Annotated in this window: 12 protein-coding genes and 1 pseudogene; 8 read left to right on the forward strand and 5 right to left on the reverse strand. The window is 63.9% G+C overall.

Annotated elements, in window-relative coordinates; genetic code table 11:
• Window positions 1–3 precede the first annotated feature (3 nt).
• From RTQ83_RS01865 to RTQ83_RS24260, 3 genes and pseudogenes are all read right to left on the reverse strand, one after another.
• On the reverse strand, window positions 4–657 hold the full coding sequence (locus RTQ83_RS01865; RefSeq protein ID WP_312510879.1) for a hypothetical protein: 654 nt from the start codon (window positions 655–657) through the stop codon (window positions 4–6).
• Window positions 654–1,553, reverse strand: a complete 900-nt coding sequence (locus RTQ83_RS24255; RefSeq protein WP_409456072.1) for a DUF2345 domain-containing protein — start codon at window positions 1,551–1,553, stop codon at window positions 654–656. The genes RTQ83_RS01865 and RTQ83_RS24255 overlap by 4 nt, the downstream gene beginning before the upstream one ends.
• 12 nt (window positions 1,554–1,565) lie before the next feature.
• A pseudogene (locus tag RTQ83_RS24260) lies at window positions 1,566–3,244 on the reverse strand (type VI secretion system Vgr family protein); the annotation flags it as partial.
• 182 nt (window positions 3,245–3,426) lie between these two features.
• Between RTQ83_RS24260 and RTQ83_RS01880 the strand changes: the two are divergent.
• From RTQ83_RS01880 to map, 3 genes are all read left to right on the forward strand, one after another.
• A complete protein-coding gene (locus RTQ83_RS01880; RefSeq protein ID WP_312510882.1) occupies window positions 3,427–3,552 on the forward strand; it encodes a hypothetical protein in 126 nt (41 codons plus the stop codon).
• A 168-nt stretch (window positions 3,553–3,720) separates the two neighbouring features.
• Entirely contained in the window at window positions 3,721–3,927 is a 207-nt protein-coding gene (locus RTQ83_RS01885) for a ParD-like family protein (protein ID WP_312510883.1), read from the forward strand.
• On the forward strand, window positions 3,928–4,695 hold the full coding sequence (gene map / locus RTQ83_RS01890) for a type I methionyl aminopeptidase (protein WP_312510885.1): 768 nt from the start codon (window positions 3,928–3,930) through the stop codon (window positions 4,693–4,695).
• A gap of 18 nt (window positions 4,696–4,713) precedes the next feature.
• On the opposite strand, the gene clpP is transcribed toward map, so the two are convergent.
• Window positions 4,714–5,340 carry an ATP-dependent Clp endopeptidase proteolytic subunit ClpP gene (clpP, locus tag RTQ83_RS01895; RefSeq protein ID WP_312510886.1) on the reverse strand — a complete coding sequence of 209 codons (627 nt, stop codon included), beginning with the start codon at window positions 5,338–5,340 and terminating at the stop codon, window positions 4,714–4,716.
• A 163-nt stretch (window positions 5,341–5,503) separates the two neighbouring features.
• On the opposite strand from clpP, the gene RTQ83_RS01900 reads away from it, so the two are divergent.
• The 4 genes from RTQ83_RS01900 (at window position 5,504) to RTQ83_RS01915 (ending at window position 11,393) form a co-directional block, all read left to right on the forward strand.
• Window positions 5,504–6,208, forward strand: a complete 705-nt coding sequence (locus tag RTQ83_RS01900) for a sigma-70 family RNA polymerase sigma factor (RefSeq protein ID WP_312510887.1) — start codon at window positions 5,504–5,506, stop codon at window positions 6,206–6,208.
• 387 nt (window positions 6,209–6,595) lie between these two features.
• Window positions 6,596–9,610 (forward strand): M12 family metallo-peptidase, encoded by a 3,015-nt coding sequence (locus tag RTQ83_RS01905; RefSeq protein ID WP_312510888.1) that lies wholly within the window; start codon window positions 6,596–6,598, stop codon window positions 9,608–9,610.
• Window positions 9,611–9,696: 86 nt separating this feature from the next.
• Entirely contained in the window at window positions 9,697–10,278 is a 582-nt protein-coding gene (locus RTQ83_RS01910) for a cohesin domain-containing protein (protein WP_312510889.1), read from the forward strand.
• A gap of 146 nt (window positions 10,279–10,424) precedes the next feature.
• Entirely contained in the window at window positions 10,425–11,393 is a 969-nt protein-coding gene (locus RTQ83_RS01915; protein ID WP_312510890.1) for an IS1595 family transposase, read from the forward strand.
• A 16-nt stretch (window positions 11,394–11,409) separates the two neighbouring features.
• Here the strand turns inward: RTQ83_RS01915 and RTQ83_RS01920 are convergent, their stop codons facing one another.
• Complete coding sequence (locus tag RTQ83_RS01920) at window positions 11,410–12,381, reverse strand: HDOD domain-containing protein (protein ID WP_312510891.1); 972 nt, start codon at window positions 12,379–12,381, stop codon at window positions 11,410–11,412.
• Window positions 12,382–12,667: 286 nt separating this feature from the next.
• Between RTQ83_RS01920 and RTQ83_RS01925 the strand changes: the two genes are divergently transcribed.
• Window positions 12,668–14,974: a TonB-dependent receptor domain-containing protein gene (locus RTQ83_RS01925; RefSeq protein ID WP_312510892.1), complete on the forward strand. Its 2,307-nt coding sequence runs from the start codon at window positions 12,668–12,670 to the stop codon at window positions 14,972–14,974.
• Window positions 14,975–14,984 lie beyond the last annotated feature (10 nt).

Consider the following 14,984-nt stretch of genomic DNA (forward strand, 5'->3'; position numbering starts at 1 on the left):
GTCTTAAGTAGAAAATTCTACTTCTGATCGCGCTCTTTTTGTGGGGGGATTACCAAAATACTTCAGATTCTCAAGATGCTGCCGCAATGACTTAACGATCCCAAGAAGCTTTCCAGTTACCTTTGTCAATGCCTGAAGCAGAGCTTTATCGTACTTGGCGAACTTAACCGCACGCAAAAATTTCAAGACATCGCCCTTGATAAATTTTTGCAGGAAGAGCACGAGATCCACCAGCGCCGACGCTTTCTTAATAAGCATGAGCATGACACCACGCAGCGCGGCTGCAAGCTCGGAACCCGCGATCCCGGCAACAACAGCGCCAACACCTGCGGCGGCGGCACCGCCAGCTGCCATCGCTAGTGGCAGGGCAATGGTGATGAGGCAGGCACACAAAAGTACCCACTCCATCAGCTCCTCACGCTTTTCAGGATGATTAGCCAGCCTCAACACTACAGCGACAGCATCACGTGCACTGGTAACGATCACAACGCCTGGCAAGAAACTGACGAGCATGTCTGCAATCACAGCGGAGAGCGGTCGATTATCTGCAAACTCACCGAAGAATACTGATTTCAGCCAACTCATACCGCCAACGATATGATTCCAGCCCTCTTCCAGTATCGAGTCGGCATCTGACTGCGGAGGCTTCTTGCTCATACCTTCCCCTCCATACTGCCCGGCGTCCAGTTCAGCAACTCATCGATGTCCTCATCCATCTCGCACGACACCGTAGAACTTGCTTCCAGGGGCCGGTAGTCGTATTCGATCTTTGCCATCGTGCCGGCTGGGACACCGCTGATACGGGCTATACCTTCCGCGTCGAGCGTGCCTTTACGCGTACTGCCGTCGCTCAGCGTCGCTTTGAAAGCCGCGCCTGCCAGCGGCGCGCCCCAATCGGTCAGATGACGAAATTCGAGATCGGTCTTTTGCAGTTCCGATTTCTGCAGATGCGGCATCACATAATTGCTGGTCCCTGGCCCAGGCATCAGGTGCATCGACGCATTCGCAGTCCATTTGCCTGGCGTAGTGTTGGTGATGCCACTTGCATCGATCTTGATCGACGATCCTCCGGCGGAGATCATCACCTCATCCTTTGCATGGATTTCGATCCTGGATGTTGTCGACAGCAGGCGAAGTACCTTCTCTGCAATGATGTTCAGATCATCGCTCTGCGCCTGGACTTCAACCTTCCCTTTCGCCGCGAACAACTTGATACCTGCGTTGGCTGCGAACAGACTAATCTTCTCCGCCACACTTGCAAACAGGCTTTTACCAACAGCGATATTGGCATCCCGGCCGGACGACAAATTCACCGATTCGCCGGCGTGCACATGGGTGCTTTTGGTACTTGTAATGCCGATGTCCGATGCCGACGCTGTCAGCAATACCGGCTCTTTAAAACGATTTGCTTCCGTCTGGCCGTCGCCGGTGTAGCGGTCCTCTGTTGCATCGATAAATTGGTCTAGCGCCTCTTGTCCCGCCAATGATTCAGCGCCTGATTTGGCTGCCGCATCTGAAAGCGTTTTGGTCAGAGAAGCGCCGGACTTCAGCAACCCCGTGGCATCGGATGCATCCAGCTGGGTTCCTTGTGCACCCGGTCGGCCAAAGGTACTGATGTACAAGCCTTTATAGGTGACGATCGCGCCGAAATCATCGGTGCTGAGAGAGAACCCCGAACCGAAGAACCGTTGGCGCGCATTGCCGCTCTGGCTCACCAGGTAACCGAGGTTCAACTGCGTATGCGCGCTGGTGCTGTATAGCTGCACCCTGTTCTGACCTGTAGTGTCGTCAAGGACAAGCTGATTGAAGCCGCTCCCGTTAAATTCCTTCGACTTGACGCCGGAAAGCCTGCCGTTCGTGTGCCACTGTGGTCCCTGGTCTTCGTTATAGAGACGCCCGGTAATGACAGGCCGGTCCGCATCGCCACCCAGGAAGGTGACGATCACCTCTTGTCCTATGCGTGGCACGTTAATGCCGCCCCATCCCTGGCCGGCATTCGGGTAGCTGACCCGTACCCAGCAGGAGGCGCGTTCGTCGCCGGGATTCAGGCGATCCCAGCGCAAGCGGACTTTGACGCGATTCAGATGGTCGGTATATATCTCCTCCCCAGCCGGACCGACCACGACCGCGGTTTGCGGATGAACCTCCGGTTTGACGTGTTCCGTTGGACTGCGGTACGGTACCTTGCGTCGCTGGACCTCAAAGCGGTTGAAGCAATGGCCTGTCTGCCCGGTGTCGATCTTCCTCTCGCCACCTGGCTCAGTCTGACCGGCGCCTCGTCCAATGGCCAACTTGAAAGCGTTGACCTGCCGCAGGAGGCTTCCAGGGAAATCCCTGGACCGGTTCGACAATGGCAGATTATTTTCGATACACCATTCGACGGCAATGACGATAAACTCCCGGTCTTCCTTTACATCATCCTGGTGTATCGGATGATGCTCAAGCGAGAACCACTTGCCCACCGAAAGAGAACGTACGGCCGAGACGCCGAAGAATCGCTTCATGCTCGATTCCCACTCCTCCATGCGAATGCGCGCTTGCGGTCGCCCTGCTCCGGCAGCAAATAGGTATAAGCGCCGGTGTATTCGTACACCTCCAGTTGACTTGGCAAGTCACCATGTTCCGGGAGAACGGCGCTGACGCTCTCCTTGGGCGTGTTAGGAGATTTGTAATCGTCGGTCTTACTGGCATAGCGACTTGGCGCCAGGTTGCGGCTTGCACTCCAGTGCACGATTTTGTGTGCTTCGTCGACCGTGCCGGCACCGTGAAATTCGATGTGCCGCTGGCTGACCGGCTTGAGCTGGTCAGTTGTATCCGTGATAACCAGTATATGGCCTGCACCGGCTGCATCCTGCTCGTGGTAACCATACCACCCTTCCTCTTCCATCAGGCGGTGAGCAAAATGCCAGTCGGTTTCGTATTGCGTACAGTAGGACCGCGGGGTAGCGGGCCGGCTGAGATCGAAGCGGAAGTTACCCTGCGCTTGGGAATGTTTTGAAAATACATCGGTCAAGATGTCGTCGGCCGTCTTGTCCTGCCAGATGCGTGCGTCGCGCCGAAATCGCAGGAAATGCAGCCATGGTGCAATGGACATCTGGCAGTAGGTCAGCTGTCCATCGCTTCCGAGGCGTTTGACCGAGTATGCATAGCCGTGCACCGGCAGATAGCTGCGATCAGCCTGTTGAAGCCATAGCGTCACCGGTTTGGCGATCAGCGTCTTGAGTTCGATGTCATCGTGCACGCAAACGAGATCGATCGTGTACTCGTAGCTTCTGCCAAGCCGCTCATTGGCGAGCACCCGTTGCGGCAGGAGCACATCATCGCCGAGGACAGTAGTGAGTTTGATGAGGCGATTGTGCTGGCCAATAAGTGCTTGGCCAAGAGCGGCGAGTGTATTCAGATCGGCCATTGGAAGGATTACCCCACATGCAGATGTCGATGACGAGCGGCCAGCGAGCGCACCTGACGTACACGACACAGACCGAACGCTTTGACCAAAAATATAGCGAACGCATCGTACCGATCGGTTTTTTACCTGTCCATGCGATCTGAATAGAACAGTTGGCACAGTTGATCTAGCTCCGCATTTCCATCGAAAAGACAAATGATCAACAACAGGTCGAGGCAACTGGGAGGTGGTCCTCATCGCTGCAACAGCTTGCGCTGACCCGAACACTGAATATATGATTCGTATATGGATCATATAATCAGGAGAAATTCATGGGCATCGTAAACATCGACGACGAACTGCACGACCAGATGCGCAAGGCCAGCGTGGTCTCGTGCCGCTCGATCAACGCGCAAGCCGCGTTCTGGATCAAGATCGGCATGCTGTGCGAGATGAATCCGACCGTCAGCTTCAACGAGATCGTCGCGCGTGAACTGCGCGCCGCGGGCGTGGTGCCGCAGTCGGTCAAGGCCGCCTAGATGGTCAAGCGACCGGAAGAAATCGCGCTGATGGCGCAGTCGGGCAAGCTGCTGGCAGACGTGTTCACCCACCTCGATGGCCTGGACCTGATTGGCATGTCGACCATGCAGGTCAACGACCTGGTCGACGCCCTGATCGTCGACACGCTCAAGGCGCGCCCCGCCAGCAAGGGACAATACGGTTACGCCTATGCGCTCAATTCTTCGCGCAACCACGTGGTGTGCCACGGCGTGCCGTCCGATGCCGAGGTGCTGAAAAGCGGCGACATCGTCAACTTCGACATCACGCTGGAGAAGCACGGCTACATCGCCGACTCCAGCAAGACCTACCTGGTGGGCCAAGTCGGGCCGCTGGCGCAGCGCCTGGTGCAGACGACCTATCAGGCGATGTGGCAAGGGATCAAGGCGGTGCGGCCCGGCGCCAGGCTGGGCGACGTGGGGCATGCGATCGAGCGCCACGCGCGCAAGCACGGCTACTCGGTGGTGCGCGAATACTGCGGCCATGGCATCGGGCGCGAGATGCATGAAGAACCGCAGGTGCTGCACTGGGGCCAGCCGGACACCGGCATCGTGCTGCGCGAAGGAATGGTGTTCACCATCGAGCCGATGCTCAACCAGGGCCGGCGCGGCGTGCGCACCGAAGACGATGGCTGGACCGTCGTCACGCGCGACGGCCAGCTGTCGGCGCAGTTCGAGCATACCGTCGCCGTGACCCGCCACGGCGTGCGCGTGCTGACCCTGCGCCCCGACGAAAAGACGCCGCACTGAAGCGACGGCGCGCGTCGCTCAGCCTCCTTCCGGATCGGCGTCGCGCGCCACCAGCACCCGGTCGATCAGGCCATACCCGGCCGCGTCGCGCGCCGACATGTAATTGTCGCGGTCCGAATCCTTCTCGATCCGCGCCAACGGCTGGCCGGTGCGTTCGGCCAGCAGCGTGTTGAGGCGATGGCGCTGGTACAGCACTTCGCGCGCCTGGATCTCGATGTCGGCCGCCACGCCCTGCGAGCCGCCGTGCGGCTGGTGGATCATGATGCGGGCATTCGGCAGCGCGTAGCGTTTGCCGGTGGCGCCGGCCGCCAGCAGGATCGCGCCCATGCTGGCCGCGAAGCCGGTGCACAGCGTCGACACGTCGGGCCGGATGAACTGCATCGTGTCGTACACGGCCATGCCGGCGTACACCGAGCCGCCCGGCGAATTGATGTACAGCGCGATGTCCTTGTCCGGATTGTCCGACTCCAGAAACAGCAGCTGGGCGACGATCAGGTTGGCCGATTGCTCGGTCACCTCGCCTACCAAAAAGATTACCCGCTCCTTGAGCAGGCGCGAGTAGATGTCGAAGGCGCGTTCGCCGCGCCCGGATTGCTCGATCACGGTGGGCACCAGGCCCAGTCCGAGCGGTGGTTGTGGGGTCATGCCGGTCCTTTCGAGGAGAGTCGCGGATCGCGCTATCGATCCGATACCGCCATGACGCCCGCGAATCCTCGCGCGTGACGCCGAAAAAATATATGCTTGCCGTGTCACGTCCCGACGCTCCCATGCATCATGCAGCACCAGCCATGCAACCGGGAGACCCACGATGCCACGCACGCCAGACCCTGACGCCGCCCTGTTCGAGCAGCTGCGGCCGCGCTTGACCGCGATCAGCCGCCGCATCGTTGGCAGCCAGGCCGACGCCGAGGACATCGTGCAGGACAGCTTCATCAAGTGGCAGCACGCCGAACGCCAGGCGCTGGCGACGCCGGCCGCATGGCTGACGACCGTGGTGCGGCACGGATCGATCGACCACCTGCGCCGGCGCCTGCGCGAAGAGACCGCCCTGCACGGCGCCGACGCACCGGCCGCCGAAGCGCTCGTGCCCACGCCGGAAGACCGGCTGCTGCAACGCGCCGAGCTGGGCGCGGCGCTGGCGCGCATGCTGGCCTGCCTGTCGCCGTCCGAGCGCCTGGCGCTGGTGCTGCATGAGGTATTCGACTGTCCGCATGCCGATATCGCGGCGGTGCTCAGCACCAGGGTCGACGCCGCGCGCCAGCACCTGGCGCGGGCGCGCCGCCGGCTGCGCCAGGCCGTCAGTCGGGACGACGGCAACATGACGCCCGACGACAAGCTGTGCCGCGACCTGATCCGCCGCTTCCACACGGCGCTGGACGGCGCCGATATTGCCGCCATGACCACCCTGCTGGGTGGTGAACAACCACTGGTCATCAGCGATGCGCCGCAACCACGTGCGCATGCCGGCGCGTCCGCCAATGACGCCTGCTACCGGCTGGCCGTCATGGCTTGAGCGCGCACCAACACCTCCGCCTTGCGTCCAGTGCGGACGCCGCCTGCCTTCAAAACACGCCAGCCCATGCGGCATGCATGGCGCTCGCGTGCCCGTTTTTGCGCCAGCCCGCAATGTCCATTCAACATAATTGCAACAAGAAAATATTAACTTGCATTCAATAGAAATATAGCAATACTATTGCCCTACGCGCGTTGTATTGATTGCATCATCCGAGGCGCTGTCGCAGTACCACCGTAAGGCGTTCCACCGCAATACGTATCACCGCAATACGTATCACCGCACCACGTACCACCGCAGTACGTATCACCGCAGCAAGACAAAAAGACGGCAGCACGGAAAACCACACCCCACCAAAGCAGGACATCAGTCCCGAAAGGTCTACGCATGAGAACGAAGCCTTCGAGCTCGCCGCAACACGGCGCGCCGCATCAAACGCATCCCGCCCAGCGCACCAGCTCCACCCGCTACCGCACCCTGGCCCTGTGCATCGCACTCGCCTTCGCCGGCGCGGCGCCGGTGGCGCACGCCTTCCAGGCCGACGCCACGGCGCCGGTCACCCAACGCGCCGCGCCGTTCTGGCAGGACACCACCATCGCCCTGTCGGCGACCGCGCGCGGCAAGACGCCGGCGTTCAAGCTGCGCCGCCTGCGCGCCGCGACGCTCGACCTGGCCGGGATCCAGTCGCAGTTGGCTGGGGCACCGCTGGCGCGCGGCGAGCGCGCGCTCTCTGCCGGCCTCACCATTTCACTGCCGCATCCGGCCGGCGGCTACCAGCGCTTCACGCTGGTCGAATCGCCGATCATGGAGCCGGGCCTGGCCGCCAAGCACCCGGGCATCAAGACCTATAAGGGCAAGGGCGTCGACGATCCGGACGCGACGCTGCGCATGGACGTCACGCCGCTCGGCCTGCACGCCTCGGTGCGCTCGCCATCCGGCGGCTGGTATGTCGACCCGTACTACCAGAACGACACGGGCGTCTATGCCAGCTACAGCCGCGGCGACCTGCAGAACCAGCACGGTCCGCTGATCGAAGGCGACCTGGATGAAGCCAGCCTGAGCCTGTCGCGCTCGTTCTACAAGGAAGGCGAAGCGGTCGACATACGCGGCGCCGGCTTCGCGCCGGGCGCCTCGGTCACCCTGTCGGTGCGCGGCGAAGGCGACAGCGGCGCGCTGCACAACGTGAATGCCGTGGCCGACGAGAAAGGCAGCATCGCCGTCACCCTGCCGGCCGGCGCCGTCAGCCTGGGCGCCTTCGAGCTGAGCGCCAGCGATGGCCGCAACAGCACCAGCGCGCCGTTCCGCGTGATCGATGAAGAGATGTCGCCGCTGGCCGCGACCGGCAACGTGCTGCGCACCTATCGCCTGGCACTGGTCACCGACCCGTCCTACGCCAATTACTTCGGCGCCGCCAACGTCACCGCGGCCAAGGTCACCCTGATCAACCGCGTGACCCAGATCTACGAAGACGAAACCTCGATCAGCCTGGTGCTGATCGACGCCACCGACAGGCTGAATCTGAACACCGCGGCCGAGATGACCGGCACCGACGGCCCCTGCGGCGGCGCGGCCTGCTTCACCCCGAGCCAGGCACAGACCTGCAGCAGCAGCACATTGTCGCGCAACCGCGTGGTGGCCGGCCTGCTGGCGGGCGCCAGCAACTTCGATGTCGGCCACATCGCCCTGGGCCTGAACGGCGGCGGCATCGCCAGCCTGGGCGTGGTGGGCGGCAACGCCAAGGCGCAGGGCTGCACCGGTTTGCCAACCCCGGTGGGCGACTTCTTCGCGGTCGACTACGTGGCGCACGAGCTGGGCCACCAGTTCGCCGGCAACCACACCTTCAACGGCGTCAACGGCAGCTGCGCCGGCGGCAACCGCAGCGCGGCCAATTCGGTCGAACCGGGCAGCGGCTCGTCGATCATGGCCTACGCCGGCATTTGCAGCAGCGACAACCTGCAGCCGCACAGCGACCCGTATTGGTCGCAGCGCAGCTTCGACGAGATCGTCGCCCTTACCACGAGCCCGGAAAGCATCCTGAGCGAAGTGCAGATGGCGGTGCTGCGCGGCTTCGCCACCAACGGCCAATCGTTCCAGCTCAGCTACAACGGCAGCCTGTCGGCGCCGATCGTGCGCGGCGAGAACTTCAACATTACCGGTGTCAGGGCAGCAATCGAGGGCATTGCCGGCTGGCCGGCCGGCGCCATAGCGACCGTCAGCGTCCTTAGCGACACCGGCTTCACCATCAATTTCGGCGGTACCCTGGCCGGCATCAACGTGCCTGCCCTGGAGCTGGTCAGCTGCAGCGGCGATTGCAGCGGCTTCGTCGGCGAGATCACCGCCGGCGGCGCCACCACCCGCCGTGGCGCGGTCTCGGACAGCGGCAACAGCGCACCGGTGGTCAGCGTGCCGCAGGGCTACACCATCCCGGTGCGCACGCCGTTCGCCCTCACCGGCAGCGCGACCGATGCCGACGACGAAGCCCTCACCTACATGTGGGAGCAGAACGACCGCGGCGGCCCATCCGGCACCGGCCTGGTGAGCAACATCAAGACCAACGGTCCGCTGTTCCGCCAGTTCGGCACCCGCGCCGTGGTCACCAGCAGCGGCACGCTGGAATACTATTCGCCGGGCCAGAACCAGGTCACCACCAACCCGACCCGCGTGTTCCCTGACATGGTGCAGATCCTGGCCAACAACACCAACGCCGAAAGCGGCGCCTGCCCGGTGGCCAGCGCCACGCCAACGGCGGCGCAGATCGACTGCTTCTCGGAGTTCCTGCCGACCGCCGCCTATGTCGGCTACACCGGCGTGAACGCGTCGCCGGCCTCGCTCAACTTCAAGCTGACCGCGCGCGACGGCCGGGGCGGTGTCAACAGCGCCACCACGACCCTGGTGCTGGCGCCGAACGCGGGCCCGTTCCTGGTTACCGGGCTGGATAACGCGGACGTCGTGCTCGCTTCCGGCACCAGCCAGACCGTCACCTGGAGCGTGGCCAACACCAACACCGCACCGGTCTCCACCCAGAACGTGAAGATCACGCTGTCGGCCGACGGCGGCGCCACCTGGCCGTACGTGCTGGCCGAGAGCGTGCCGAACACCGGCAGCGCGACGGTGACCTATCCGGCGCTGGCGACGACGCAGGCGCGGGTCAAGGTGGAAGCGGTCGGCAACGTGTTCTTCGACATCAACAACACCAACTTCACGCTGCGCCTGGCGGGCGACGCCAACGGCGATGGCGCCATCAATTGCGCCGACCTGTCGCTGGTACGCGCTTCGCTCGGCAAGCGCACCGGCCAGGCCGGGTTCGACCCGCGCGCCGACGTCAATGGCGACGGCGTGGTCGATGCGCGCGACCTGAACTTCGTGGCGCAGCGCACCACCCCAGGCCTGTCGTGCTCGTAAGCGGCGGCGTGCATTAACGACGTTCCGCCGGGTGTGCGCACCTGGCGGTCTTGAACAAACATTCGCCTTCGGGCCAAGGAACACACATGAAACTCTGGAAAAATCTCGTCGCCGCAGCCTTGCTCGGCGCCTGCGCCCAAGCCTGGGCCGACCCGATCCTGTCGTTCGACACCGGCACCAGCCCGGTCACGCTCGGAAGCGTGCAGGACTACGCGGTCAATATCGCCGACGTGAGCGACCTGTACACCTACCAGTTCTCGATCAACTACGATGCGCGCTACCTGCGCGCGGTCGGCATCTCGGAAGGCGGCTTCCTGGGCACCGGCGGCAGCACCTTCGGCGAGCCCGGCACCATCGACAACGGCACCGGCACCATCTCGTTCGTCTTCAACACACTGTACGGCGGCGGTCCGGGCGTATCGGGCAGCGGCATCCTGGCCAACATCCGCTTCGAGGCGATCGGCGTCGGCACCAGCGCGCTGTCGTTCTCCGACCTGCTGGTGCTGACCAGCACCGGGACCGATATCGCGGTCACTGCGGCGGCGGCGCAACTGGCAGTGGTGGACGGCACGGCGGAAGTGCCGGAACCGGCCAGCATGCTGCTGATCGGCGCGGGCCTCGCAGGCGTGGCGGCGCTGCGCCGCCGCGGCATCGCCGCGCGCGCATAAGATTCGCTGAGGGAGTCAAGCCGCCCGCTGCGCATGCAGCGCGGCGGCTTTTTTTTATTGGCGCTGTCAACGTTAGATATGGATGAGGATTGAACTGCTGAGCTGATCAACGGTCCAACACCTATCGTCGTCGATAGGGGAGGATCGTGAAGGCGCCACGGTTTGCGAAGTTTTTCGCGCAGCTCCCACTGCTTAACCAGCCGCAGCGGCTGCAAGTGCTCGACGCCCTGCATCCGGCGGCTGGGCTCGATCGGATCATCGCTCTCATCGGAGAAATCCGCTCTGCCGGACGTCGCTGTCCCCGTTGCAACAGCGAACATTGGCACCGGCATGGCCGCGCCAACGATCTGCAGCGTTTCCGGTGCCGCGCCTGCGGCCGCACTTTCAACGACCTGACCGGCACGCCTCTGGCGCGGCTCAGGCTGAAAGGCAAATGGCTCGATTACCTGAGCGTCTTGCTGGACTCGCTGACGGTACGCGCCGCCGCCAGGCGGGTCGGCGTCCATCGCAACACCGCGTTTCGCTGGCGCCATCGCTTTCTCGAGCGCGTCAAGGACGACCGGCCGGCGCAGCTGAGCGGAATCGTCGAGGCCGACGAGACATTTCTTCTCGAATCGCAGAAGGGCTCACGCAAGCTCGACCGCATGCCGCGCAGGCGTGGCGGCAAAGCCGCCCTGCGCGGCATTTCGCACCACCTCGATTGCATCCTGGTGGCGCGCGACCGCAACGGCAACACCATCGACGCCGTTACCGGCCGCGGCGCCCTGAAGGCATCCCAGCTGGTCCGGCACCTGCTACCGAAGCTCGACGCTCAAGCGTTGCTCGTCACGGACGCCAATGCCGCCTACCGGCGCTTCGTACGTGAGTACGGCATCGCGCACCAGGCAGTCAATCTGCAAGCCGGCGCACGGGTGCGCGCGAGCGCCCGGGGCGCCATCCATGTGCAAAACGTCAATGCCTACCATCGACGGTTCAAGGAATGGCTGGCGCGCTTTCATGGCGTGGCCTCATGCCGCCTGCCGAACTACCTGGGCTGGCATTGGGCTCTTGATGGCGGCCGAATCGCTTCTGTCGAGCAATTACTGCGCATCGCATTCGGATTCATCCATATCTAACGATGACAGCGCCTTTTTACTTGGCCAGGTCGGCCAGCTTGCCCAGGCAGCGGCGCTGGAAGCCGTTCAGCCCATCGACCACCAGGCTGTCGTCCTCGTCGATGATCTCGGCATCCAGCAGCAAGCGCAGCTTGGCGATGCGGTCGCCCTGGGCCAGGGCCTGCGCCAGGTGCGAAGGGTCCGGGTCGCCCACGCGCGCGATGGCGTCGACCACGTCGGGCGGGAAGTCCCAGTGGCTGGCGATCACCGACGACAGCTCGCGGCTGGCGGCGAACAACTCGATCCCGAATGCGCCCGACCCGGGCACCTTGCCGCCTTCGCCGTGGCGCTCGGCGATGCGCAGCGCCACCTGCAGGCCGAGGTTCTGCATCAGCCCTGCCAGGAACGATTCGAACACGCCGGCCGCCAGGCCCGGCGCCATCACGCTGGACGCAAAGGCGCAGCGCTCGGCGTGGCCCCAGATCACCGGCGCCAGCTGGCGTGCCACGCCCTGGCTCTGGGTGCGCACCAGCGGACGGAAGGCGATCCGCGCCAGCAGCATGCGCAGACCGTTCAGGCCCAGCATCGTCACCGCGCCATCCAGCGTCTCGATCGGCGTCACCGGACGGTAATAGGCGCTATTGGCTTCGCGGATTACCTCGGCCACCAGCACCAGATCCTGCCCCACCTGGCGCGACAGCGCGCCGGTCGAGATGTTTTCGTCGGAGAGGGCGGTGAGCAGCTGCGACACCAGTTCGGGAATACGCGGCACCAGCTCGGACGCGGTGCCCGGATCGAGTGCCAGCGCCTTGAGTTCGGCGATGACCTGCTCTTCGGTTTCGCGCGGCGCGTTGTAGCCGGCGGATGCGGTGAGCCAGCGGTAGAAAGCGCCATCCAGGTCGGCGCTCAGCTGCTCCTGGTCGTCGCGCGACAGCGTCATGCTGGCCATGGCGCCGGTCTCGGTTTCTTTTTCTGTCCCGCTCAACAAGCGGCCAATCCATTTCTTCATAGCGCCCCGCCGTGCTTCAGCAAATTTTCCAATTGTAATGCCATCCAGAAACAAAAAGTCATTACACGAAAAAGATTTATTGTTCATTAGCAAGCTATGCGGTCTCTCTGGGACTGTGATGAGCTGCATCAAAGTCTTCATTACCCTATTGCGAACGAGAATCATTATCATTTAGTATACGTCGCAAATGAGAAGCATTCTCATTGAATGAAGCTCACTTAACGACGAGCCATCGATGCGCCTTCGGCGCCAGCGTGGCGTGTGATAACTCTTTCGACAGGACACCATGGCAGCCTCTCCTCCCGGCCTGCGCCTTCTTCCCAAGCTCATCGCTTCCACCCTGGTTTCGACCTTCGCGCTGGCCGCGCCGGCGCATGCCGGTCCGGCCGGCGAGACCGCTAACCATGCTGCCGACGTCGCCCCGTCGGCGACCGAAGCCGGCACCATCGTCGTCACCGGCCAGCGCCTGGACAAGACCGGCAGCGTGACCGTGCTCGACGAAGCGGCGCTGGCGCGCCGCGGCGTGACCGACATGCAGAACATGGCGCGCTACTCGCCGCTGGTCAGCGTGCCGGGCGCGGCCAGCGGCAGCGGCAACGTGTGGGATGGCGCCGGCAACACCGGCTTCAATATCCGCGGCGTCGAAGGCAACCGGGTTGGTCTGGAACTGGATGGCATCGAACTGCCCGAGGCGGCGCCGAAACCGGATGCGTCGACCCTGAACAGCTTCGGCGTCGGGCGCGACTACTTCGATCCCGAGACCTTCCGTTCGGTGACCATCGTCTCCGGCACCGCGCCGGCCGGCACCGGCGCCCAGGGGCTGGGCGGCAACGTCTTGTTCGTGACCAAGGCGCCGGAAGATTACGTCAGCGCCGACAAGCCGCTCTACGCCGACTACAAGTTTGGCTACGACGGTTCCAGCGAGATGCGCATGCATGCTGTCACCGGCGCCGCCCAGTCGGGCATGCTGCAGGCGCTGGCGGTGCTGGTGCACCGCGACGGGCGCCAGATGGAGTCAAAAGGCAGCGCGCCGGTCAATCCCGACGACTGGGATTCGGACGCGCTACTGGCCAAGCTGGCCTGGTCGCCATGGGCCGGCCACCGCTTCACGGCCACGGTCGATGCCTTCCGTTCGCACCACGAGCGCGAGTACCGCAACAAGCAAGGCAGCTCGTATCCGGACGGCTCCACCATGGATTCGCGCATCCGGCGCGACCGCGCCAGCATCGACCACCTGGTCACCGGCGGCGGCAGCTGGTTCGACACGCTGGAGAGCCGCCTGTACATCCAGGACAGCATCACGCAAGACAGCACGCTGGCGCGCTACATCACCGGCAACCAGCCGACGCTGCGCGACATCTACACCGCCTTCGACAACCGCAGCGTGGGCTTCGCCAGCAATGCGACCAAGCGCCTCGATGGCCACACGCTGGCCTATGGCTTCAGCGTGGAGAAAGCCGACATCAGCCGGCCGTGGCGCGAAGACCGCCTGATCATCGCCACCGGCGCGCATCAGGTCACCAACAAGAACCGCATGGCCGACATGGATTCGCTCAAGCTGGCCGCGTTCGTGCGCGCCGACCTGGCCGTCTCGAACTGGCTGACCGCGACCCCGGGCGTGCGCTACAACTGGCGCGAACTGAAACCCGACAACCTCGACAACTACGCGATCGGCATCCCCAGCGCCAGCCGCGAGCTGCAGAAGGAAACCGACGGCTACGCCACACCCAGCCTGAGCTTCACCGCACGCGTGGCGCCCAACCTGGACGCCTATCTGCAGTACAGCCGCGGCACCCGCCTGGCGTCGGCCTCGGACCGCACCGGCACCTACGATTCGCTCAGCTACACGGCGGTCGGCAACGCCTATGCAGTGATCGGCAACCCGAACCTGGACAAGGAAACCAGCAACGCCTATGAGCTGGGTCTGAAGGGCAAACTGGCGCGCGGCCTGCGCCTGCACGCCTCGGTGTTCGAGACGCGCTACAAGAACCTGATCGAGTACGCGATGCAGGCGCCGGACCCGGTCAACTACCCCACCATCACCTTCGGCCTGTACCGTCCCGAGAACATCGGCAGCGCGCGCACCTGGGGCGGCGAGCTGACGCTGGACGCGGACCTGGGCCAGTGGAGCGATTCGCTCACCGGCGCCAAGCTGACGCTGGCGAGCGGCGTCCAGCGCAGCAAGGCGCGCAACGACAAGACCGGCGTCGAAAGCGCGCTGGCCTCGACCCTGCCCAAGAAATCGAGCCTGATCGCGGCCTGGGACGACCCGGCACAGCGCGGCGGCGCCGCCTTCGCCGTGGTCTACGTCGGCGCCAAGCAGGCCGCGCCGGACCCGATCGCCGGCGTCTCCACCGCGCGCTTCGCGGTCCCGTCGAGCACCGTGATGGACCTGACCGCGTACTGGAATATCAATCGCCACGCCGCCATCACGGCCGGCATCTATAACCTGGCCGACCGCAAGTACTGGGACTACGCCTCGGTGCGCGGCCTGCCGGCCGCCACGGGCGCGACCTCGGTCGCGGCCGCCGACATCGAACGCCTGGCGCGCCCCGGCCGCTACGCCGCCGTCACCTTCAAACTGATCTACTGAACCGAGAGAG

The organism is Massilia sp. (genome assembly GCF_031995545.1).
GTDB lineage: Bacteria > Pseudomonadota > Gammaproteobacteria > Burkholderiales > Burkholderiaceae_D > Telluria.